This is a genomic window from Paenibacillus sp. GYB006, from assembly GCF_036577645.1.
GTDB lineage: Bacteria > Bacillota > Bacilli > Paenibacillales > Paenibacillaceae > Paenibacillus.
Genome location: NZ_JARBDA010000011.1, coordinates 97,266 through 120,369 on the forward strand (window position 1 = coordinate 97,266; position 23,104 = coordinate 120,369).

The 23,104-nt window shown below is 42.3% G+C and carries 24 protein-coding genes, 1 rRNA gene and 1 pseudogene; 19 read left to right on the top strand and 7 right to left on the bottom strand.

Annotation, left to right across the window (positions count from 1 at the left end; all coding sequences use genetic code 11):
* Nucleotides 1-76: 76 nt before the first annotated feature.
* From PV403_RS19590 to PV403_RS19605, 4 genes and pseudogenes are all read right to left on the bottom strand, one after another.
* Entirely contained in the window at nt 77-433 is a 357-nt protein-coding gene (locus tag PV403_RS19590; RefSeq protein WP_249717614.1) for a DUF5665 domain-containing protein, read from the bottom strand.
* 216 nt (nt 434-649) lie between these two features.
* Nucleotides 650-1,066 (bottom strand): annotated as a pseudogene (locus PV403_RS19595) (YtxH domain-containing protein); the annotation flags it as partial.
* A gap of 79 nt (nt 1,067-1,145) precedes the next feature.
* Entirely contained in the window at nt 1,146-1,403 is a 258-nt protein-coding gene (locus tag PV403_RS19600; RefSeq protein ID WP_213534653.1) for a GlsB/YeaQ/YmgE family stress response membrane protein, read from the bottom strand.
* 86 nt (nt 1,404-1,489) lie between these two features.
* On the bottom strand, nt 1,490-2,167 hold the full coding sequence (locus PV403_RS19605; RefSeq protein WP_213534651.1) for a phosphatase PAP2 family protein: 678 nt from the start codon (nt 2,165-2,167) through the stop codon (nt 1,490-1,492).
* A 177-nt stretch (nt 2,168-2,344) separates the two neighbouring features.
* Between PV403_RS19605 and PV403_RS19610 the strand changes: the two genes are divergently transcribed.
* Complete coding sequence (locus PV403_RS19610; protein WP_332085691.1) at nt 2,345-3,355, top strand: asparaginase; 1,011 nt, start codon at nt 2,345-2,347, stop codon at nt 3,353-3,355.
* A 139-nt stretch (nt 3,356-3,494) separates the two neighbouring features.
* On the opposite strand, the gene PV403_RS19615 is transcribed toward PV403_RS19610, so the two are convergent.
* The gene (locus PV403_RS19615; protein WP_332085692.1) at nt 3,495-3,719 is read right to left on the bottom strand and encodes a DUF1128 family protein; all 225 of its coding nucleotides are present in this window, start codon (nt 3,717-3,719) and stop codon (nt 3,495-3,497) included.
* Between the two features lie 100 nt (nt 3,720-3,819).
* Between PV403_RS19615 and yyaC the strand changes: the two genes are divergently transcribed.
* From yyaC to PV403_RS19640, 5 genes are all read left to right on the top strand, one after another.
* The gene (yyaC, locus tag PV403_RS19620; protein WP_332085693.1) at nt 3,820-4,395 is read left to right on the top strand and encodes a spore protease YyaC; all 576 of its coding nucleotides are present in this window, start codon (nt 3,820-3,822) and stop codon (nt 4,393-4,395) included.
* Between the two features lie 126 nt (nt 4,396-4,521).
* Nucleotides 4,522-5,313 carry an alpha/beta fold hydrolase gene (locus PV403_RS19625; RefSeq protein WP_332085694.1) on the top strand — a complete coding sequence of 264 codons (792 nt, stop codon included), beginning with the start codon at nt 4,522-4,524 and terminating at the stop codon, nt 5,311-5,313.
* Nucleotides 5,314-5,447: 134 nt separating this feature from the next.
* Complete coding sequence (locus tag PV403_RS19630) at nt 5,448-6,092, top strand: DUF6483 family protein (RefSeq protein ID WP_332085695.1); 645 nt, start codon at nt 5,448-5,450, stop codon at nt 6,090-6,092.
* A 103-nt stretch (nt 6,093-6,195) separates the two neighbouring features.
* Nucleotides 6,196-7,362: a class I SAM-dependent methyltransferase gene (locus tag PV403_RS19635; protein WP_332085696.1), complete on the top strand. Its 1,167-nt coding sequence runs from the start codon at nt 6,196-6,198 to the stop codon at nt 7,360-7,362.
* 123 nt (nt 7,363-7,485) lie between these two features.
* Nucleotides 7,486-8,928 carry an O-antigen ligase family protein gene (locus PV403_RS19640; protein WP_332085697.1) on the top strand — a complete coding sequence of 481 codons (1,443 nt, stop codon included), beginning with the start codon at nt 7,486-7,488 and terminating at the stop codon, nt 8,926-8,928.
* Between the two features lie 42 nt (nt 8,929-8,970).
* Here PV403_RS19640 and PV403_RS19645 read toward each other — a convergent pair whose 3' ends face one another.
* Nucleotides 8,971-9,309 carry a hypothetical protein gene (locus PV403_RS19645; RefSeq protein ID WP_213534638.1) on the bottom strand — a complete coding sequence of 113 codons (339 nt, stop codon included), beginning with the start codon at nt 9,307-9,309 and terminating at the stop codon, nt 8,971-8,973.
* A gap of 249 nt (nt 9,310-9,558) precedes the next feature.
* Between PV403_RS19645 and PV403_RS19650 the strand changes: the two genes are divergently transcribed.
* The 11 genes from PV403_RS19650 to PV403_RS19700 all read left to right on the top strand — a co-directional run bounded on the left by PV403_RS19650 (nt 9,559) and on the right by PV403_RS19700 (nt 20,678).
* Nucleotides 9,559-10,125 (top strand): thioredoxin family protein, encoded by a 567-nt coding sequence (locus PV403_RS19650; RefSeq protein ID WP_213534636.1) that lies wholly within the window; start codon nt 9,559-9,561, stop codon nt 10,123-10,125.
* Nucleotides 10,126-10,761, top strand: a complete 636-nt coding sequence (locus tag PV403_RS19655) for an MBL fold metallo-hydrolase (protein ID WP_332085698.1) — start codon at nt 10,126-10,128, stop codon at nt 10,759-10,761.
* A 256-nt stretch (nt 10,762-11,017) separates the two neighbouring features.
* Nucleotides 11,018-11,404: an ATPase gene (locus PV403_RS19660; RefSeq protein ID WP_160035831.1), complete on the top strand. Its 387-nt coding sequence runs from the start codon at nt 11,018-11,020 to the stop codon at nt 11,402-11,404.
* A gap of 134 nt (nt 11,405-11,538) precedes the next feature.
* Nucleotides 11,539-11,826: an Asp-tRNA(Asn)/Glu-tRNA(Gln) amidotransferase subunit GatC gene (gene gatC / locus PV403_RS19665; RefSeq protein WP_213534627.1), complete on the top strand. Its 288-nt coding sequence runs from the start codon at nt 11,539-11,541 to the stop codon at nt 11,824-11,826.
* A gap of 23 nt (nt 11,827-11,849) precedes the next feature.
* Entirely contained in the window at nt 11,850-13,307 is a 1,458-nt protein-coding gene (gatA, locus tag PV403_RS19670) for an Asp-tRNA(Asn)/Glu-tRNA(Gln) amidotransferase subunit GatA (RefSeq protein WP_213534625.1), read from the top strand.
* Between the two features lie 28 nt (nt 13,308-13,335).
* Nucleotides 13,336-14,775 carry an Asp-tRNA(Asn)/Glu-tRNA(Gln) amidotransferase subunit GatB gene (gene gatB, locus PV403_RS19675; RefSeq protein WP_213534616.1) on the top strand — a complete coding sequence of 480 codons (1,440 nt, stop codon included), beginning with the start codon at nt 13,336-13,338 and terminating at the stop codon, nt 14,773-14,775.
* Between the two features lie 74 nt (nt 14,776-14,849).
* Nucleotides 14,850-15,332: a GNAT family N-acetyltransferase gene (locus tag PV403_RS19680; RefSeq protein ID WP_332085699.1), complete on the top strand. Its 483-nt coding sequence runs from the start codon at nt 14,850-14,852 to the stop codon at nt 15,330-15,332.
* 34 nt (nt 15,333-15,366) lie between these two features.
* Nucleotides 15,367-16,080, top strand: a complete 714-nt coding sequence (locus tag PV403_RS19685; RefSeq protein WP_213534612.1) for an MgtC/SapB family protein — start codon at nt 15,367-15,369, stop codon at nt 16,078-16,080.
* 233 nt (nt 16,081-16,313) lie between these two features.
* A complete protein-coding gene (locus tag PV403_RS19690; RefSeq protein ID WP_213534610.1) occupies nt 16,314-18,224 on the top strand; it encodes a DUF4097 family beta strand repeat-containing protein in 1,911 nt (636 codons plus the stop codon).
* Between the two features lie 187 nt (nt 18,225-18,411).
* Entirely contained in the window at nt 18,412-18,831 is a 420-nt protein-coding gene (locus PV403_RS19695; protein ID WP_213534608.1) for a Fur family transcriptional regulator, read from the top strand.
* A 116-nt stretch (nt 18,832-18,947) separates the two neighbouring features.
* On the top strand, nt 18,948-20,678 hold the full coding sequence (locus PV403_RS19700) for a glycosyl hydrolase family 18 protein (protein WP_213534606.1): 1,731 nt from the start codon (nt 18,948-18,950) through the stop codon (nt 20,676-20,678).
* Nucleotides 20,679-20,844: 166 nt separating this feature from the next.
* On the opposite strand, the gene PV403_RS19705 is transcribed toward PV403_RS19700, so the two are convergent.
* Nucleotides 20,845-21,210 (bottom strand): DUF2614 family zinc ribbon-containing protein, encoded by a 366-nt coding sequence (locus PV403_RS19705; RefSeq protein ID WP_213534604.1) that lies wholly within the window; start codon nt 21,208-21,210, stop codon nt 20,845-20,847.
* A gap of 130 nt (nt 21,211-21,340) precedes the next feature.
* Between PV403_RS19705 and PV403_RS19710 the strand changes: the two genes are divergently transcribed.
* The gene (locus PV403_RS19710) at nt 21,341-22,219 is read left to right on the top strand and encodes a nucleotidyltransferase-like protein (RefSeq protein WP_213534602.1); all 879 of its coding nucleotides are present in this window, start codon (nt 21,341-21,343) and stop codon (nt 22,217-22,219) included.
* A 567-nt stretch (nt 22,220-22,786) separates the two neighbouring features.
* Nucleotides 22,787-23,104 (top strand): 16S ribosomal RNA (locus PV403_RS19715); the annotation flags it as partial.

The window sequence follows — 23,104 nt, forward strand, 5'->3', positions numbered from 1 at the left end:
TATAAAATACCTCTGACAGGTAATTAATAAGGCTTTTATGAATATATAGATTATTTTATTGAATCATAAAAGAAGGTTACTTGGCCTGGTCTATATAGCCTTGCAGTTCAGCGATATAGCTTCCGATACCTGGGAGGTTCATATCCACAATTAGACTGAGTAACCAGCCTAATAAAGCGAGTACAACAACGGTACCCAGAGACATACCTAATCCTCGAGCAATCCCAGCAGTGAAATTAGACAAAAGGCGTCTTTTGGTGCTGCTGTAATTTTCCAGCAAGTCTTTGAATTCTACACTTTCCATCGCTTTATAGATTCCATCGAGACGAGAATTTAAATTCTTTACTTCATGTCTTAGCTCAAAAGGATGATCATTAACGAGCTCCTTTTGTTCATTTTTTTTCTTATCTGTGTTTATGTTCATCGTGCTCATCGATTCTCCTCCTTTAATCCGTATCGTTAAATTGATGAAAAAATAGCCAGCTGTATACAGCTGGCTATACGCTACGCAGATGAATGATCGAGATTAATGGTTAGTGGATGAATGGTTAGAACTGCGATTCAGTTCACGATTTGCTTCACTCGTAGCTTTTTCAGAAGTTGCAGCAACCTGAGAGGTTGCGTTTTTTGCTTCATTAGCAATGTTGTTTGAAGATTTCTGTGCTTCGCTGTTTACATTCTCAGAAGCTTTTTTTGCTTCCTCTGCTACATTCTCAGAAGCTTTTCTAGCTTCATCCGTTACGTCAGCAGTTGCTTGTTTCACACTTGAAAGGACAGTAGAAGTGTTATCACTAACGGTTTTAGCCAAATCTGTAGTTTTAGAAGAAACAGTTTTTGCAATTTCAGAAGCTTTATCGCCAACTACACAAGCTACTTCTTTCGTTTTATCGGATACTTCACCCATTCGGTAAGATAAGTCACCGCGAAGTTCGCGGCCCGGTTTCGGTGCGAAAAGCAGCGCTGCTGCAGCACCAATCAATCCTCCGATAAATAAGCCTTTCGTAAAGTTGCTGCTATTTCCCGTATCTTCGTTTCTGTAGTCTGCAATAGATCTATTGTATTCCATGTCATTTTGATTCATCATAATCGCTCCTCTGATTTATAAATTTTATAAGTTCATTACTTCTTGTTCTTTTCTTACCCCGTTAAGCTGCTTTTCTAAACAACTTTCCAATAAGTCCGAGAAGAAAAACAAAGATAGCTGTTCCGATAATGGCTGGGACGACGGCAAAATCAGCGATGACGGGACCAAAGTCACCGAATAGCATCGAACCGATCCAAGCACCGACTAATCCCGCAATCATCGATCCTAAAATACCGCCTGGCATGTTATGGCCAACGAGAGCATCGCCGATAAGTCCAATGAGAATCGCCATTACGATACTTAAGATGATGGCCCACATAACAATCGCCTCCTTTGCTTGCTCATTTGCCTTGCTATTCGATATATAAACGTCCCCTGCCAGTATTGAAACAAGGATGGTAACATCTAGTGTTTCGCAGAGGGAGATAATGCAAATTCCGTTCGAAAGACCTTGTTTATACAAACCACCCATACGCTCCCCGAAATGAATCCTGTAAACACATCCGAAGGGTAATGCACACCAAGATAAATACGACTGAATCCAAGCAAGAAAATAGCCGAGATGCCAATCATGATAAGTAAAGTGGGATCTTCTTTTTTCTGTTTCTGCGAATAGACTGCGATTAATAGCAGTGAACCATAAAATCCAGCGGCTACCATGGCATGTCCACTTGGAAAACTATATCCGCTAACGCTGATCAGAAAGTCAAGGTCCGGGCGCTCTCGGCGCACAATGTATTTACTAAGGGCATTAATTCCCCACATCCCGAGAAAACTTAGCAGTACGATATTCCCTTCTAGGTAACGACTTCGGTAGATAATGTAGTAACAAGCGAAGGCAAGTGCGACCATCAGAGAATAGGAAAAGGAACCAAAGGAAGTGACAACCCGCATAAGCGGGAGGAGATTGTAGTACCAGCTATTTTCGGAAGGGAATAGGAAGTTTTGTATACGGACATCAAGTTTTTGAATGAGATCTACATCAATAATGTAGAACAGAAAAGCAATCAGAAAGATAACGATGAAACTTGAAACTAGACCGATACTTGTCCATAATAACGAATGGTTTTTGATTTTTAGCATGTTTTAATGAACTCCTTTATCGTTAGAAACTACAACATAAAAATATGAACCTTTCATAATAGTTTACCTATTTTCTCTGTTAAAATATCGTCTTTGTACTATACTGTACTATGGTGAATGTTAGGGCATCCTATAATAATGTAAAATGGTCCCTTTATTTAGAAGGAGAGAACAAGCATGACGGACACAATGTTAATAAAAGAATTTCGTTCGGGTGTACTCGAAAGTGCACACCGAGGACATATATGTATCGTGAATGATAAGAAGCAGGTTGTTTATTCGGCAGGCAATCCTCATTTCAGGACATTTACCCGTTCTGCTGCCAAACCGCTTCAGGCAATACCCGGAATTCGGGCAGGAATTGTGGATGCATACGATTTTAGCCAAGAAGAAATCGCACTTATGGTATCTTCCCATCGATCAGAAGCTTTTCATAGGAGTACATTAGAGCAAATGAAAGAAAAGATAAACCTGGATGAAGGCGGACTCGTATGTGCCCCAAGTTTTCCACTGCATGAGGAGAGCCGTACGGATTATATTCGGCAGCAAGGAGATAAGAGAAGGCTCCTTCATAATTGTTCGGGTAAGCATATGGGAGTTCTTGCGTACAGTAAGTTAAAAGGATATGATCTTGCTTCCTATGCTGATCTAAATCACCCGGTTCAACAAGAAATTAAACAAATTATATCTCAACTAGGTGAAATAGATCCAAGTGATATGGCTGCAGGAGTGGACGGTTGTGGATTTCCCGTATTCGCATTGCCCATTTCAACCATGGCAACGGCATTTCTTAAACTGGCTTGCCCAGATCTCATAGAAGATGAAGAAACCCGCAAAGCGGCAGAGGTTATTACTGCAGCTATGAATAAAGCCCCCGAGATGGTCGGAGGGACAGGCCGGGTTGATTCTGTTCTGCTCCATGATGATAACATTGTAGCCAAAGGCGGGTTTCAGGGTGTATTTTGTTTGGCTTTACGCAAGGAACGACTAGGTATTAGTTTTAAAGTACTTGATGGCTCAGATGAAGAGTGGGGACTCATTGTGAAATCCATTCTTACACAGATCGGTTATGACAATGCAGAGACGATCCAGCGCCTTACGGAGCATTTCCCAGGAGAGATCCGGAATGACGCACGTACTGTAGTAGGCAAGGCAGAATCTGCTTTCATACTGGAATCTCATGCATAGAACGTAGAACGTTTCTTTCTTCATTATAAAAAACAGCCCTGTAAACTTAACATGGATCCTATAGATTTTTTCCTAATCAAGGAAATGATCTATATGCCATCGTAGTCACAGGGCTGTTTTTATATTTTCTATGCATGTGTTACACGCGGCGTAGCCGACCGAGCTCAGACACTAGCGCTTCCACTTCAGATATACTAAGATTTGTTTTAGAATTGACAACATCATATAGGTCATAGATATCATCATATTGTTCCACGGAAAAAGCAGAAGATTGCAGGGCAGAAGCACTCGCCATTTTTAATTTTCCTTTAATAGCCTCAATCATGTATTCAATATTTTCCGGGCTTTTTTGAGATAAATCCATATTCCGTCCATTCCTTTCGGTACAGTAAAGTTTGTTCGTATTGTATCATGTAAGGAGCAGGATAGAAAGGAAAAGAAGACAGAAAAGGAGATGACAGGTATTGTCTAAATTCACTTCCCTTACTTCTCGTAGCGGAATGTCAGTGAGGAACGCGGTAACAGCGGATCAGCTTGTCTCTTTTTTTAAACAAATATATACCAAGCACAAGGAAGAAGAGATCACTTTCGTATGTATTGGAACAGATCGCTCTACTGGCGATGCACTTGGCCCGCTGACCGGAACCTATCTGTGTGATCATGGTTTTACAAGAGTGATAGGTACGCTCTCAAGTCCTTGTGATGCGGCCAATCTAGAGTCGCATCTCGCAGAAATTCCCCCTGATCAGATCATTATTGCCATAGATGCCTGTCTTGGAGATGCTGCTAATATAGGTAGATTTATAAGTAAGTCAACTGCCTTGTTCCCGGGCCGGTCTGTAAAAGGACAACTGCCTCCTGTAGGGAATTATAGTATTGCCGGCATTGTAAATAGGAACGGTCCCAGACCGTATTCCATCTTGCAAATGACCTCACTGTATCAAGTAATGAATATGGCATCACAGATTGCAGACGCTGCAAAAGCAAGTGTGGACTATACGAGAATGAGTCAAGTAAATGAATTAGCTATTGAGGTCTAGGAAATAATTGCAGATAAGGTAAGTGTTTCAATAGGTTATAAAAAGAGTAATAGAATAGATAAGTCTAATCCAGGTGTTTTAGTTTTAATACGGCTATATACTGCTAACAGAAAGAAGGCGTAACGGATGGAGAAAATGGAACTTGGAAACCAGAACATTGCTTATAAGGATCAAGGAGCCGGAGAGGCCATCTTATTATTACATGGTTTCTGTGGCAATTCGGCTTATTTTGATGAAATATTGCCTGAACTCACAGCGAATTATCGCTGCATTGTTCCTGATCTAAGAGGACATGGTCAGTCAGATGCTCCTAATAGCAGTTACAGCATAGATCAGATGGCAGACGACGTAATGGGAGTGCTAAATGCACTTGAACTAGCTAAGGTAAGTGTATTTGGTCATTCACTTGGCGGATACATCACTCTTTCTATTGCCGAACGTTACCCTGAACGGGTAAAAGCTTTTGGACTTGTTCATTCCACTGCTTATCCAGACAGCGAAGAAGCAAAAGAGAAAAGATTAGCAGCCGTCTCTACCATTCAAACACAAGGAATTCAGAGTTTTGTGGATTCTCTCGTGCCGGGTTTATTTGCAGAGGAAAACCGTGAACGGATGTCCACCGTAATCGACAAAATCCAGGAGATTGGATATCGTACTTCTCCGCTGGGAGCAACCAGCACAGCAATCGCTATGAGAGAACGTCCTGATCGGCGTCTTGTTCTGGAGGACTCCATTGTCCCCGTCCTGCTTATCGCTGGAGAATCCGATGGAGTCGTACCGCCGGATAGAACCTTTACTGCAGATGGTGAAGGAGTTACGCAGGCTTTAATTCGTGGTGCTGGACATATGAGTATGGTAGAGGCCCCTGATGAGCTGACACGAGTTATCTTAGAGTTTATGAATAAGAATGTGAAATAAAAGTATAGATTAATAGGCGGACAGGTGAATGTTAGAACCTGTCTGCTTTTTTGTGTGGTTTGGCTTTTTCGAAGGAATGCAGGTAAAATCAATACATACAGTACGGATAAGCTGTCTAAGGAGTGAAAATCCATATGTTCAGAAGAGATTATCTCCTTCGTATGGTGGAGGAAATGACCAACATGATCGGTAAAGTGTTTGAACTCAAACAGAAGAAAAAACACATAGAAGCTTTATGGGAACTGGATGAGTGGCTGAAACGTCAGTTTCGTTTAAATTCTCAGCTCCTGAATTCATTACCTGCCGAGGATATTATTGATCTCTTCCGTCAAGGTAGCGGGATCGAAGTAGATCAAGTTCAACAGGTTGCCCGTATTCTGGAAGAAGAAGGCGAGATATATCAGGATCAAGGACATACAGATGAAGGCTTAATCCGGTATATGAAAGCTTTGCATTTATATCTGTACTGTATGCTGAATGGAGCCAATCCGGATATTTTGCAAGCACCGGTACGAATTCAGCAGCTATATGTGAAAGTGAAAGGATATGAACTTCCAGACAAAACGGAAAGATTATCGGCATTATACCGGGAAGAAATAGGTCAATATGCGGAAGCTGAGAATAGTTGGTATCGTTTGGTGGACCGCGACGAACAATACAAAGAAGAAGCTCGCGTATTCTATCAGCGTCTTTTAAAACTTGAAGATGGGATACTTAAACAAGGTGGACTGCCTCGTCAAGAGGTAGAAGAAGGACTTTATCATTTGCAAAGAAAGTAGTATGATTCGGTCACTCCATGATAAAAATAAACTTACTGAACATAATGGTTTAATATGTTATCGTTACTAAGATAAAGTTATATAGAAAGTGAGATGTACCATTTTGGATTCTTTACGAAAATTAATTACAGATATATTTGAAGAGCAGGCACTGATCAATGCTACACTCAGCCAATTACGTAAACGAGAAGGCCAGCTTTATTCAAAAGTACAGATTAAACCTGTATTGCTAAAGAATAAATTGCACTATCAGTTTGCATATCATCAGAACAATAAGGTAATTCATGAAAATTTAGAACCTGAGCAGGCAGTTAAGGCTGTGACTGCTATGTTTGAGGAAACATTTAGACAAGGTATGCTATGTACACCAGAAGCGGACTATCAGATTTTGATTAGTAAAAAATACAAGGTCTCCATTCTAACTCGGTCCCCGTCCAAAAAGGAGATTGACCTTTCACATAATCGTAAAAAAAGATATGTACTTGAAGATGGCAAGCCGATTCCATTTCTCATTGAACTCGGTATTATGAGTGAGGAAGGAAAAGTATATGCTCGTAGATATGATAAATTCAAGCAGATTAATCGCTTTTTAGAGATGGTTGAGGATATCATGCCTAGTCTGCCAGAGGAAAGACCTATCACAATCGTTGATTTTGGGTGTGGTAAATCGTATCTGACGTTTGCTCTTTATCATTATTTGGCGGTGAAGCAAAGAAGGAAAATTCAAGTTGTTGGTCTTGATTTGAAGGCCGATGTCATTGAACATTGCAGTCAGATCGCCAAAAATCTGGGATATCAGAATCTGAAGTTTTTGGTAGGGGATATTGCGGAATATAATGAGCTCGAACAAGTAGATATGGTAGTGACGCTTCATGCCTGTGATACGGCAACCGATGCCGCACTGGATAAAGCAGTTCGCTGGGGAGCTTCGGTTATTTTGTCTGTACCTTGCTGTCAGCATGAATTGTTTGCGCAGATGGAAGCTTCGGTTATGAATCCATTATTGTCTCATGGCATTCTGAAAGAGCGTTTCGCTGCTCTTGCTACCGATTCCATTCGAGCTAAATTACTTGATATGATGGGATATCGAACTCAGCTGCTGGAGTTTATTGATATGGAGCATACCCCAAAAAACATCCTAATCCGAGCGGTGCGAGGACAAGCAGGCGACCGGGATACCTTGTGGAAAGAATACGAGGCTTACCGGGACTTTTTACATGTGGATCCTTACCTGGAACGGGCTTGTCGTGATTTGCTTCCTAAATCGTAAATTGCATAGAAAAAATAGAACAAAAGTGTTAGATAAGAGGCTGACCCTAATATAGGGTTAGCCTCTTTTTTTGGGGGGAATAGTAGATAGGTAGATAGGTAGGAAAAGAGGATCGTCCAAACCATGATGTATCAAAAGATAAGAGAACAATCTGCGGAAAAAGAACGATGGCTGTATTCAATATTAGGTGTTCTTACTGGCTTTGTACTCGTGATGGGGATCATGGACCGAGGCCTTTTTTATGTAGAGGATGTATATAAACTCGGAGGGGCCTTGTTTTGTGCTTTGTTTGTTCTGTACTTATATGTTTGGCTTCACTTAAGAAAGAAAAGTAGATTTTGGTATGATCATCTGTACGGCCAAGGAGCTTTTTTATACGTGATTCCTCTACTTCTATCTGTTATTTATGCAGTCCAATTCGTATGGGGGAATCCGATTAGTTTAGAAGGTACTTTTCAAAATATGATCCGGTTTGGATTTATTAGTGTTTTTGCGGTAGTCTGTTTTGTACTTGGCACGAAACCGCTCGGAAAAAGATGGCTTGCTGCAAGTATTCAGGTAGCAGGCTGGCTTCTTGTGATCAGCGGTTTGTCTGCTGTATGCGGCTTGTTTGTATTACCTTATACCATTTTGCGCACGGATGATCCGCTAATTAGCTTTGCGGGGGCAAGATTATCCGGGGTGCTTGAATATCCAAATGCCTATGCAGCGCTTGTGGGGATGTTTTTACTGGAGCGCCTTGCGGCGGCGGCATCCGATTTTAGCAGCAGTGGAAAAGGGGCAAGAGAGCGAGTGATCCTCTCGTCTCTTGCTATATATCCAGCTGCAACCGCGCTTCTCCTCAGCGAGTCGCGCGGTGCTTGGCTGGCGGCGTGCGTATGCGCTGCCGCCATGCTCTTATTGCAGCAACGCGGACAGCGCCTGCTGCTGCTTTGTGCGGGTGCTGCGCCGCTTCTTGCGGCGGCAGTCACGCACCGAGCACTTGCCGGCGCGAGCCTTGCGCCGGCAACCATCCCCGGCCTACTGTGGCTGACCGGGGGAGAGATCGCAGCGCTCACAGGTGCGCTGCTGCTTCATGCACTGCTTGCGCGCGGCCGGAGGGTGGCCGCTGCCGCAGTAAGTACAGCGAGCCTCGCCAGCTGTGCCTGGCTCGTGATCCGCACTGCATCCGCAAGAATAACCTCCGGAGAGACTTGGGTCTCCCGGGAGGTGATGTGGCAAGATGCAGCCAGATTGGCCCTGCACTCCCCTTGGCTGGGCCATGGCGGGGAGGCCTGGAAACATGCCGTGCATACGGTGCAATCAGCTCCGTATGCAGGAAATGAAATACATAGCGCCTATCTCGATATGTGGCTTGATACAGGTTTGATAGGGCTGCTGCTAATGACGAGTCTCTTTGTCTATATAGGAAGACTTCTGCGGCGGCACGCGCCGGAACTCTTACCTGCCGGGCTGCTTCTTATACTGCATGGCGGGGTTGATTTTGATTTTAGTTATACGGTGTTCTGGATGATTCTTATCTTACTGGGTGCTCTGGCTTTACCTGTTCGGATCCCTAGGGAGTGATGAACCTGAGAGAAGATGTACCTTCATCATAAGGAGCAGGAGTTAACCTCCGTAAGAATCTCGAAATGCTGCGGAAAGTTTGGCTTCTGGGATATCCCAAAGTGCGGCAAGCTCAGGGAGTACATCTTTGTCCCACCAGTCACACTGAACTTTTCGGTTATTATGATTTTCGTTCACCCAGATCAGGTTGCCAATCACTTTTCGGTAATATAGATTTTCACCTTGTGTTACAAGGTCTGGTGCAATATAAACTTTGAGTCGCTTGATAGTCCGGTACAATTCTTTATTGCAAGCCCTGCGGATTTTTCGAGCTGAAGGCAGCTTCGTCTTGGGTCCTTTCGCGTAGGGAGCGGTCTGTCCGGGACGGGCAGAGTGATTCATGCCATCGACCTCCTTTTTTGTACCATATGCGGACGGAGCTGCAGTGGATACCTGTCTTGGTAGAAGAAAATAAGAACTTCATGATATGATGGAAAAAGGAGAGGCTTTGATCTTTACAGGGTATCCTCCGTATTTACATAAAGTAAGGATGAACATATTTTCCTTTTCTGTTTGTATTTTATCGATTTGGTTTATATGTAATCATCATATCAATTGATCACATTCTGAAACGGAAAGGAAGTGCTTCTCATGGCTCCAAATTTATCGCATAAATTCGGTAAAGGATTATCACCAGAAGAATTTGTTTCGAACATGACTCAGAACCAAGAGGCTTTTCAGGATTGGTATCAACGGTTTAAGTGGGCAAATGCCGAAGATCAGGCTTTCTTTGAAAGCTTAAATTATCGTGATGATTTGCGCGTTCTTATTTTAGCGGCTGATTGGTGCGGAGATGTTGTTCGTAATATTCCGGTTGTATTCCAAGCAATGGAGATTACAGGAATTCCTACAGAAGTACTGATTATGGAGAATCACCTTGAAATTATGGATCAATTCTTAACCTTGGGAGGACGTTCGATTCCGGTAGTTATCTTTGCAGACTCCGGTGGTCACGTGCTTGGAACTTGGGGACCTCGACCTGCTCATGTGCAGGAGGCGATGGTTCAATTTAAGACAGAGAATAAAGACCCTGAGGCGGCAGATTATCAGGATAAACTCACAGAAACACGCAAGGAAATTATACAACGTTACGGGGAGGGTACGGAGTATCAGGCAGCGATTATACGTGAGCTGCGTGAACTGATTTCCGGTTTTTAGATGCTGAATATACGAACTTTTAACCTTGGACCACTGCAAACAAATGCATATCTGGTGCAAGGAGAAGATGCGAGTAAAGCTTTTATTATTGATCCGGGTATGAACCCTAAGTCGCTTGTCCGGGCGATTGAGGATCTTGAGATTGAAGCCATCGTGCTTACTCATGCTCATTTTGATCATATGGGCGGTGTAGAAGAAATTCGGAAGTGGAAAGGGTGCCCAGTCTATCTGCATGCAGCGGAAGCAGAATGGCTGGAATCTCCCAAATGGAATGGATCGCTTCGCTGGCCTGATGTGACGGAACCGCTGATGACAGGCCCGGCAGAATATGACCTCGCTGCGGGACAGACTTTGAATTTAGTAGGACATACCTTCAAAGTATTCCACACTCCAGGACATTCCCCAGGCAGTGTGAGTCTGCTTAGCGGTAAAGATCTTTTTGCCGGGGATGTATTATTCCGTTCGGGTGTAGGACGTACTGATCTTCCTGGAGGCAGTGAGCGAGAGCTGAATGATTCCATACAGAACACGCTCTATACATTTGATGAGGATGTTGTGGTATATCCCGGTCATGGCCCGAAGACAACCATCGGATTTGAGAAACAAAATAATCCATACGTTCGTGCTTCTCGCTAAAAATAGTAGTGAATCCGACATTTTTCTTCAAAAAGTATGGACAACACTCTTGTTAATGAGTAGAATGAACTTTATTAGAAACACCCAACCATGACAAGCACGCAGACTGAGGATTCGTCCCGGTTTGCGTTCTTTTTTTATGTATCTCTTTTTATCCTTATCTATCTTTTTATCTCGCACGGGGCGATTCTTTCCATAGACATCGTTACTTTTTTTTAGTAGACTATACAGACAATAATGAATCAGGAGGTAGACGATGCTGAATTTAGGGGAAAAGATTATCATCGTCGCGGACGCCTTTGAGCAGAATCTTCCTGTAGGAGATTACGGTTATATTATTGCTTATGATCGGAATCCAGATAACGCTTTTGACTATGTGATTCGTGTTCCTCAGGTAAATCGTAACTTTTTTGTTCCATCAGGTGATATAGAACCGGAAGAACAAATCTTGAGACAGGAAGCAGAGCGTATAGAGAGGGATGCCCTTATTGATTACGCACTGGCTACACATAATGAGAAGTTGTTTCGTCAGTTATTGAATGGCGATGAACTGGAATTAGTGGAAGAGGAAGAAGAGGCCGCGAACGAACCAATGTCACAAGCGGATTTTATAAAGCAAGTTAATCTACGTGCATGGATTTAATTGTAAGGAGCCGGATCAATTTCCCGGCTCCTTTTGTTTCTTTATAACGATTTCATTTGATTCACTGCATGGACGTGTTAAAATGGACACAATATCAATAGATAGGGTTAATTTGAAGGAGGAACGAACCTAGTATGAGTATTACTAATCAGGATGTACAGCATGTAGCAAAGCTGGCACGTCTTAACCTAAGCGAAGAGGAAGAAACGCAGCTAACGGAGCAACTGAACGCGATTTTGCAGTATGCTGAGAAGCTGAACGAGCTAGACACCGATGGGATCGAGCCGACTACACATGTACTGCATGTATCCAATGTAATGCGTGAAGATGAAGTGCGTGAAAGTCTGCCAATAGAAAAAGTTATGCTGAATGCGCCGGATGAAGAAGAGGGTCAGATTAAAGTTCCGGCTATACTTGAATAGATACAATAGGGAGGTAAATACCGTTGAGTTTGCTTAATCTTACATTACCTGAAATACATAATAAGCTGCATGCCAAGGAGTTTTCAGTTTCCGAATTAGTGGCTGCATCTTATGCAAGAATCGGCAAAGTAGAAGAACAGGTTCGTGCTTATCTGACTTTAGATGAAGAAGGAGCACAAGCGACTGCAAGACGTCTTGATGACAAGCTTGCGGCTGGCGAAGAGCGAGGCTTGCTGTTTGGACTACCTGCAGGAATCAAAGATAATATCGTTACTGAAGGACTTCGAACCACATGTGCCAGTCAGTTTTTGAAAAATTTCGACCCTGTCTATGATGCAACAGTAGTTAAAAAGCTGAAAGCAGCCGATACGATTACACTCGGGAAACTAAATATGGATGAGTTTGCAATGGGGGGTTCCAACGAGAATTCCAGCTTCTATCCCGTACGTAACCCTTGGAATTTAGATCATGTACCTGGCGGCTCCAGTGGTGGATCAGCCGCAGCTGTGGCAGCGGGTGAAGCTTATTTCACACTAGGTTCCGACACAGGTGGATCGATCCGTCAGCCTGCATCTTACTGCGGCGTGGTTGGACTCAAGCCTACTTATGGCCGTGTCTCTCGTTTTGGACTCGTTGCTTTTGCATCCTCTCTTGATCAAATTGGACCTCTCACCAAAAATGTGGAAGATTCAGCTTATGTACTCCAAGCCATTTCCGGCTATGATGCAATGGACTCTACTTCAGCTAATGTAGAAGTACCTGATTTCCTCAGCGCTTTGACCGGCGATGTGAAAGGGCTGCGAATTGCGGTACCAAAGGAATATATAGGAGAAGGGGTCGATGCATCGGTTAAGGAAACGGTCATGGCAGGCCTGAAAGTGCTTGAAAGCCTGGGCGCTACTTGGGAAGAAGTTTCGCTTCCGCATACCGAATATGCAGTAGCAAGTTACTACTTGCTCGCTTCTTCCGAAGCTTCCTCTAACCTGGCAAGGTTTGATGGAGTACGTTATGGCGTTCGTGCTGAGAATCCGGACAATCTGCTGGATATGTATCACCGTTCCCGCAGTGAAGGTTTCGGGTCTGAAGTGAAGCGCCGTATTATGCTGGGAACCTATGCACTTAGCTCAGGTTACTATGATGCATATTATTTGAAAGCTCAAAAAGTACGTACTTTGATCAAAAATGATTTTGATGAAGTGTTTAAAAACTATGATGTAATTATCGGGCCTACTGCTCCGACAACCGCATTTAAACTTGGATCTCAAGTGGATAACCCGCTAACGATGTATTTGAATGATATTCTTACCATTCCTGTAAGTCTCGCCGGTGTTCCAGCGATCAGCGTCCCTTGTGGTTTTGCAGATGGATTGCCTGTTGGTATGCAGATTATCGGAAAGGCTTTTGACGAGTCAACCGTTCTGCGTGTAGCCCATGCTTTTGAGCAGCACACCGATTACCATAAACAGCGTCCACAGCTGTAATTCACAGAGGAAAGAGAGGAAATAGAATATGTCATCAAAGAAATATGAGACTGTCATTGGGCTGGAAGTTCACGTTGAACTCCATACAAAATCCAAAATCTTCTGCGGCTGCTCTACAGAATTTGGAGCACCGCCTAATACACATACATGTCCGATTTGTTTAGGACACCCCGGAGTACTGCCGGTACTTAATCGTCAAGCAGTAGAATATGCCATGAAAGCAGCGATGGCTCTTAACTGTACCATTGCGGATGTAAGTAAATTTGACCGTAAGAACTATTTCTATCCTGATTCGCCAAAAGCATATCAGATTTCACAGTATGATCAGCCAATCGGGGAAAATGGTTGGATTGACATTGAAGTAGGCGGCAAAACAAAACGTATTGGTATCACTCGTTTGCATTTGGAAGAAGACGCAGGCAAGCTGACGCACGTTGACGGCGGATATGCATCGCTTGCTGACTTCAACCGTGTGGGAACTCCGCTTGTTGAGATTGTATCCGAACCGGATATTTCGTCTCCAGAAGAAGCGCGTGCTTATCTTGAAAAGATTCGTGCTGTTATGCAGTACTGCGATGTATCCGATGTGAAGATGGAAGAAGGATCGCTGCGTTGTGACGCTAATATCAGTCTTCGTCCTTTTGGTGAGACCAAACTCGGAACGAAAGCAGAACTGAAAAACATGAACTCTTTCCGCGGAGTGCAGCGTGGATTAGAATACGAAGAGATTCGCCAAGCGGAGCTGCTTGATGATGGAGAAGAGATTGTTCAAGAAACACGCCGCTGGGATGAAGCTGCTGGTAAAACGTTATCTATGCGGAGTAAAGAACAAGCTCATGACTATCGTTATTTCCCGGATCCGGATCTGGTTACTCTTCATATCAGTCAGGAATGGAAAGATCGCGTTCGCGCTTCGATTCCAGAACTTCCTGATGAGCGTAAGGCGAGATATACTTCGGAATACGGCCTTCCAACCTATGATGCGGAAGTCATTACTTCATCTGTGCATCTGGCTAATCTTTTTGAAGACAGCATGAAATACACTTCTGATGCAAAAGCCGTATCCAACTGGATTATGGGTGACTTGCTTGGCTACCTTAACAGTGAAGGGGTAGAAATCACGGCACTCCAGTTGACTGGACAAGGTCTCGGAGAAATGGTCGGCCTTATTGAGAAGGGAACGATCAGCAACAAGATTGCGAAGACCGTATTTAAAGAAATGCTCGAAAGCGGCAAACTTCCTAAGCAGATTGTAGAAGAGAAAGGGCTCGTACAGATCAGTGATGAAGGAGCCATTCTGACGATTGTTGAACAGGTTGTTGCAGCTAATCCGCAATCCGTAGAGGATTACAAAGCAGGAAAGCAAAAAGCGATCGGTTTCTTAGTTGGACAAGTGATGAAGGAAAGTAAGGGGAAAGCAAACCCTGGACTAGCCAATAAACTGCTTGTTGAAGTTTTAAGCCGCTAGGTTATGCTTGAATATACTGATAGAAGCTCGTCTATGATGACGGGCTTCTTTTATGGTAGGAGGAACTAGCTTAGATGGAAGGCAAAATCATACCAATCTCTTTGCAGGACACAGATTTGGTCCTTGAGATTTGGAGACTTCAGCACTTGGCATATCGCCTGGAAGCACAGTGGATTGGCTTTAATGAAATTCCGCCGCTTTTAGATACCGTAGAGACGATTCAGGGTTGCGGTGAATCGTTTTTTGGTTATATAACAGATGATATGGAACTACTTGGGGCGGTAGCTGTAGAGACAGAAGAGGAAGGGACCAGAACCATTTCCCGGATGATGGTTCATCCGCTTCATTTTCGCAAAGGAATAGCAGGACAGCTCATTGAATATGTGCTGGATCTACACCGGGATGTGCCCAAAATCATCGTTTCAACAGGACTTAAAAATATACCCGCTTCGAACTTGTATCAAAAATACGGTTTTAAACCGATAGAAACACAGGAGGTTGCTCCTGGAGTGGAATTAACGACTTTTCATTTGAATAGGATAAACGATCGTTCCTAATACTGGATGAGTTTAACGGAAGGGGTAAGATAAAATGGGCGATCCATGGTACATTGGACAATGGGATATCCTTTTAAGGCTGCTCACAGCAATGACACTTGGTGGATTAATTGGAATTGAGAGAGAGCGGTCTAACCATGCAGCTGGCTTTCGGACACATATTTTAGTTTGCTTAGGCTCTGCACTTATTATGTTATTATCCGCATATGGCTTTGCTGATTTCGTGAATGAAGCAAATGTACGTATGGACCCTGCTCGTTTAGCCGCCGCTGTAATTACAGGGGTTGGTTTTTTGGGTGCTGGGACCATTTTATTTACAGGAAAGTCCATTACAGGACTTACAACAGCAGCTTCTATTTGGGTAGTTGCAGGTATTGGACTTGCAGTAGGTGCTGGATTTTATTTTGCTGCTATTGTATCCACTGTATTAGTCCTTCTTAACCTATGGGTGTTTAATAAAGTGGAGAGACGTTATCTGAAAGCGAATAAACCCCACATTATTACACTAAGTGCGGTATCTACACCTGTACTGATCGAGAAGATCTCTCACTTTATGGAGGAAGAGAAGATTGCCGTTCGTAAAATGACAGTAAGTGATCTGGATATCAGTTCATCAAACTACCGATCAGAGTTAGAAAGACATGTCGAGGTTACTCTTCATGTGCTAGTTCCAAACAGTTTCAATACGGTGTCCCTTGTTACGAAGCTGCAGGAGTGGCATCAATTTCGCTCTATTTCAGTGGAATAGAAGACTTGCTTGCATAAAAAGGCTATTATTTTGTATCTTATATAGATCATATAAGAACTGTTCAAACTTACTGAACAGTTCTTTTTATATTTCCTTTTAAATTATTCTGTTTACCAAGGTTAGGTTAATAAATCCCATTTGATTTCCAGTTACAGACAAAAGAGAATAGGGTAGTATCAAAAAGAAAATGGACTTACCGTTCATAGTTTGTTATTCAGGAGGTGGATATTCACATGCAGCCTTCCATGCAATCTGGCTCATCAAAACGTTTTACACGAAAAAAACATAAGTTTATAGCAGGTCTATTATCTGCTTTATTACCGGGTTTGGGTCATTTATATCTTGGTGTATACATTAAGGGCCTGACCTTTATTTTTCTCTTATTACTTGATTTATCAGCTCTTCTTTATTTCTCTACGATCGGTATACAAATTAATGTACCGCTGCTCATATTGCTGGGTCTTCTTATTCCTGTTCTCTATTTCATAAATATTTATGAAGTTCTCCAGCTTGCAGATCAGATTGTAATGCGCAAGCGCAGGCCCCACGGGCAGAGCGACGAAGAGGACAGAACTTTAGCTCCTAATTTTAGATTTTTAGCGTGGGAACGAGGAATATCTTTCGGAATACTCCTTATTGTTGGTGGCACTTTAATGGTGCTGTTCATTCAGAGACCGAGGTGGTTGCAGCAGTACATTGCCCTGTATGGGACCACGGGTACAGCCGTTGTCTTGATTTTGATTGGCGGCATTCTTCTCGTTAGAGAAATTTTACTATCGCTAAGCTTTTGGAAGAAACAAAAAAATAAAAGAATGGCATTACCTTATAAAATTCGAATTGGTCGATATACAGCTGCTTTATTTATTATGATAACGGGTATCCTTCTGCTGCTTGATCAGATTTATCAGATGGAGTACACATTTGAGCTTTTAAGATACTGGCCGTTTATTCTAGTTATATGGGGAATTGAATTTATTATTTCGTTTATTCTGCATCAACAATTTCGGCCTTCCAGTAAAAGAAAATATAAATCGAGATTTAAGCCGGATTTTAAAGGTATTATTTTCTCCGTTACGCTTATCGCTTGTATCTTTGTTGTAACGCAGCAGGACCATTACACTCATCTATGGAATAGAGTGAGTTTGAATCTCTCCTCTGCTTCGATGGATTATAGTGAAGCTACAGACAATCGGATTGTCAAAGATACCATTGCAGTTCCTGTAGAGATGAGTACTGCAGCTGTTCTTGTTGAGAATGTTAATGGAGATATAAGAGTAAACCGAGGCGACGTAGAACAAATTCAGATTAACACCATAGTATGGGTAGATCAGGTGGAAGAAATAGAGGCAGAGGCAGTAGCAGAAGCTTCAAAGGTGAAGGTGAACGAAGGTAAGACCATTCACATTTCTACCTCGCCCCAAGGTTATGGGAGTGAATCGAAACGCCAGCCAAGACTCAATATGACGATTACAATCCCGGACGACCGCAGATTTGATCTGGAGGTTAGAACATCGAACGGTGCTATATATATGGATCGGCCGCAAGCAATTAACAACATTAACGTCGAATCCGGTAACGGTAAAATTTATATTCATAGTGCAATCGGTGATATACGGGCTAAGACACTAAACGGAAATATATCGGTTGCAAATGTGACGGGAAGTGCTTCGTTAGATACGAATCGAGGAGATCTCCGAGCGGAAGATGTATCCAAAGAAATCAGTTTATCAACACAGGTAGGCCATATCCAGGCTTCCGGTATTGTAGGAGATATTGAAGCAAAAACACGCAATGGGAATATTAAAGTAATGAATCCTTTAAATAACCTGAGTCTTGAAACATTGAATGGAGCCGTTCAGGTAACATCAAGTATGGTAGGTGGCAATTGGAATATATATAGTGCAGTAGGGGATATTAATCTATCATTACCTGAAGACGGAGACTATACCCTTGAAGGTTCCAGCACATATGGCAACTTAAACAGCGAATTGCCATTTACTGTTAAGAACAGAGAAATTCAAGGAACCGTTGGTGAAGGCGAGTATAAAATTACAATCGAGGGAAATAGTGATCTGATCATCAATCAGACCCAAATGACGGAGGGCATTTCAGAGCAACAGACAACTCCGCGAGATGAACTTTAATTTATACTCAGTTCATTCTTTTTTGTCTAATATACCTCTCCTTTGCCTATATGCGTTGACAACTGTAAGAGTAACAATTTACAATAAATATGAAGTCTGTCACTTAACTTGGAAAAATTTTGTCTAATAATTTAAAAATTTAATCCCTAGTAAGGGTGCGATGTAAGAAAGGTAAGGCGGTGGGCTTATGGCAACACGTGTCCAACATGCGTTAGAACAACTTAAAACGACTGGTGTCCGCATTACGCCTCAACGCCATGCGATTCTTAATTATTTAATGGAATCAATGGGACATCCAACTGCAGATGAAATTTATCGTGCGCTGGAACCTCAATTTCCTAGTATGAGTGTGGCCACTGTATATAACAACTTAAAGATGTTTACACAAGCAGGTATGGTGAGAGAGCTGACTTATGGTGATAACTCCAGCCGATTTGATGCGAATATAGCGGAACACTATCATATTATTTGCGAGAAGTGCGGAACAATTAAAGATTTCAGTTATCCTTCACTGCATGACGTAGAAGAGAAAGCCGCAGCCTGCACGGATTTTGAAGTGCATGGTCATCGTCTCGAACTTTATGGTGTATGTAAAAGTTGTAGGTAAGCAGAAAACTGTTACAATTACGTGAGAATTCCTTTTTTTGGAATTTCTCACGTTTTTTTTATTTCTTTTCAAACTTTGGTGCTTTACTCTTGTTATATCAAATGGAGGATACTTACATGGTGAGAAGAAAAACACGAAGACGAGGGACAAGAGTCCCCTTATGGAAAAAGGCCTTGGGCTTAGGTTGTATCGCCGCGCTTGCTTACATATTGATAACGACCTTTGTGATTCGTAGCGTGGATGAGATTACGGATTGGAGAGGATTTGAAAAACCGATCTTCGTTCAAGGAGAACTTATGGATTATGAAGCGAAAGGCTCTAATGAGAGTTTGAAGCTCCCTCTTTCCGTGCTCCAAGAGAAAGTAGATCCATCCATACGTTATGAGGGATCAGAGGGTACAATTATTTTAACCTCCCCTGACAAGGTACTTCAGCTAACAAAAGATGAAGAACAGGGAGAACTAAATGGAAAGCCTTATATTTTACAAACCGTACCTGAAGAAACTGAGGGCGAACTTTACATTCCAGTACAAGCATTGAAAGAAGTGTACGGAATCAGTGTTCATGAGAGCGCAGATACAGGAGCTGTTTTACTCATGAATCAAGGTGAGACCATAGAATATGCAGTAGCAGCAGGGAACGGCAAACAAAAGGAATCGGAAGAACGCATTTCGCTTTATCAAAAACCTAACAATCAAGCGGTTATTGTGAAAAGGATGAACCTTGGTGACCGGGTTAGAATATGGTCTTCTGATGGGAAATGGTTATTCGTGCAGCTGGACAGCGGTTATGCGGGTTATGTTTTAGCTAGTGAAGTGAAAAGGGCAGAGACGGTAACTGTCCCGAAACTGGAAGTGGCGCCAACAGCGGCAGAACAAAGATGGAAAGATAAAACGATTAATCTTACATGGGAGGCAGTTTACAATCGAGCAGCTGACCCAGATACTCTTTCTGTTCTTAAAGGTGTGAATGTAGTTAGTCCTACTTGGTTCGAGATTTCAGATGACAAAGGTAATGTAGCAAGTAAGGCCGATCCTGCTTATGTGAAGAAAGCAAAATCATTAGGTATAGAAGTTTGGGGTCTGATAAGTAATGCATTTGATGCCGACCTAACGGCAGCAGTGTTATCCACTTATGAAAAACGAAATACCATTATCACACAAATGATTGAATATGCAAAAACTTATCAGCTGGACGGCATTAATGTTGATTTTGAGAGTGTATATACAGAAGACGGTCCTAATGTTACTCAATTTATGAGAGAGCTTCGCCCTTATGCGAAGGAGAATGATTTAGTGCTCTCGATAGCAGTAACACCGAAATCAAATAGTGAACTATGGAGTAAATTTCTTGACCGCAGATCACTTGGACAGATTATTGATTACATGATGGTAATGACTTACGATGAGCATTGGGCTACAAGTCCAATAGCCGGATCTGTATCGTCTATACCGTGGACTACAGCTGCGATGACTAAAATTATGGATGAGGATGAAGTGCCAGCGGGAAAACTACTGCTCGGTGTGCCAACCTATACAAGAGTGTGGACTGAGGAAATGGCTGAGGGAGAGATCAAAGTGCGCTCCAAAGCAATTGGAATGGATACTGCCCAGGAAATTATCTCGACTCAGAAATTGACCCCTCAGTATTTAGAAGATACAGGTCAGCATTATGTAGAGTACGAGGAGCAAGGAGTCCTTAATAAGATTTGGCTTGAGGATAAGACATCGCTTAGAGCAAGAGTTGAACTGGCTGAAAGACTGGAATTAGCAGGAGTCGCTTCTTGGAGCAGAAGTTTTGCGAATGAAGGCGCCTGGGCTGTGCTAAACCGAATTCATATGAACTAATACGATTTTATATAGAAAAGCCGTGCTGCGGCTCCTTTTTTGAACTGCACTTTAGTTGTTAGACACAATCTAACAACTAAAGTGCAGTCCATCCTTGGAGAGTTAGCACGGCTTTTTTTGTGTATAAAGAGAGTAGCTATTATTTTTTTTCTGTAAGATGATAATGCTAGGATCTTGATTTTTGGACGTCAAGTTGGTCGGCTGTAATGTTTGCTTTAGCGGGGTCAAACGTCATGATGGTTTTGCAGAACATACAGCGGTCCGTTTTACCCAGCATTTTAGTAAGTTTATGGCATTCGGGACACTCGATCTGAACCGCACTGACAGACATCATACCGGCCCAAAAATAGATCCCTAAACTTCCCATCATCGCAATCAGACCAATAACAAGTCCAATGCCTGCGGCGATCTTACCAGCAGAACCAAAAAAGACAATACCTGCTGTACCTAGGACCATAAGTCCCATACCCATCATGGTAAGCAGCAATCCCCAAGTTCGAAAGGCTTCAATCTTAGCTGATTTAAAAATCATTATAAATGCTCCTAACGTAAGAGTAGTTGTCTTCACTGTATAGCAGGAAACCTATGTTCTTATGTAGAATGTAGAACTATATTATAACTTAATTGGTAAAAAATCACCATTTATTGTATGGAGGGAAAGCGTGGAATTAACTAATTTGTCTTTTCTATCCGAAGAGTCGGATAATCAGGGCGTCGTTGGAGCTATTGCGTACCCTCATTCGGGAGAGCATTTTCATGGATCTCTTATGCAGGATTTTGAAGTGTATGTGTTAATTTTGCACGAAGACAGCTCTTTGCATAATAAAATAAGACACTCCATTATAGGTGAACTCCGCTATCAGATTGTTTACATGGATTGGGTGAAGCTTAATCGGGATTTGATAACAGGAGAAGATCGCAGTGTAACGGAAGCCTTTATGGATGGAGATATCTTATGGGATCGAGACGAGAAACTTCATTTGCTTAGAGATGATGTGCTAGCGTTTGGCAGTAAGATGCGTAAGCAAAAAATGTTTTATGAGTTCTCTTGTTTTTTAAATACCTGTATTGAGGCAAAACGTTGGCTCGCAGATGGGCAGGTAATCGATGCATATCAATGTATTATGAAATCACTCAAACACTGGGCAAAAATTGTAGTAATTGAGAGGGGGATCCCTCCAGAACAAGCTGTATGGGCACAGATCAGAGATATGGACAGAGCTGTATACAAATTATATGACGAGCTTATAGCGAGTGAAGAGACCTTGGAACAACGCGTGGAATTAACTTTGCTGGCCTGTGAGTTTTCGGTCATGTCCAAAATGGAAGGTTGCTCTGAGTTATTAATAGAAGTTCTTCGCAAAAGCAATCATCCTGTAAGTTTAGCTGAGTTAATGATACATCCAGATCTTTTGTATATTCATGAGGAACTCCCGCTCATGCTGCGTAAGTTAGTGCATCGTTCCATTATCAAGGAAACGGGCAGTTGGATCCCTTCATTAACTGAAAGCGGGAGAGAGATTCGATACTTTGTGAATTGATTCGAGTTCGTATGTTAAAGATAGAGGAGATGAGGATTATGATCTTCTCTTATCTTTTCGACGAATAAGATTGTAGAGTGTGACAGTATAAGCTGGTATACAGCTCTTTTTACTAACAAATCTCCTTGATAAGTGTACAATATGGCAATTGAATAAGGAGAGATAAAAAATCTTTAAAAAAGTTAGTTATATAGCTTGACTCATTCCTTCCTAATATGATAAATTATAAATCGCCCGTTAAAAAGGCGACAAACTTTCAGGTTAAGTCATTACTAAATGAACTATACCGGTAAGAAAGTTTGAAAAAAGATTTTAAAAAATTGCTTGACGAAATAAACGGCAATGTGTTATATTATAAAAGTCGCCGCTTGAAATAAGCGGATGATAAAAATGGAGTTTCACATTGAAGATTGATCTTTGAAAACTGAACAACGAGGAGTTTTACGCAAGTAAAACTCGTGAGTGAATTAATACAAGTTTCATTTGTTGGTCATAACAAATGAAATAGAGAACTTTTAAGTTCTCGTCAGCATTTTCTAAATGAGCTTATCGCTCTTTTCAATAACTTTATTGGAGAGTTTGATCCTGGCTCAGGACGAACGCTGGCGGCGTGCCTAATACATGCAAGTCGAGCGGAGTCAATGAGAAGCTTGCTTCTCTGAGACTTAGCGGCGGACGGGTGAGTAACACGTAGGCAACCTGCCCATAAGACTGGGATAACTACCGGAAACGGTAGCTAATACCGGATAGGTTCTTCCCTCGCATGAGAGAAGAAAGAAAGACGGAGCAATCTGTCACTTATGGATGGGCCTGCGGCGCATTAGCTAGTTGGTGGGGTAAAGGCCTACCAAGGCGACGATGCGTAGCCGACCTGAGAGGGTGATC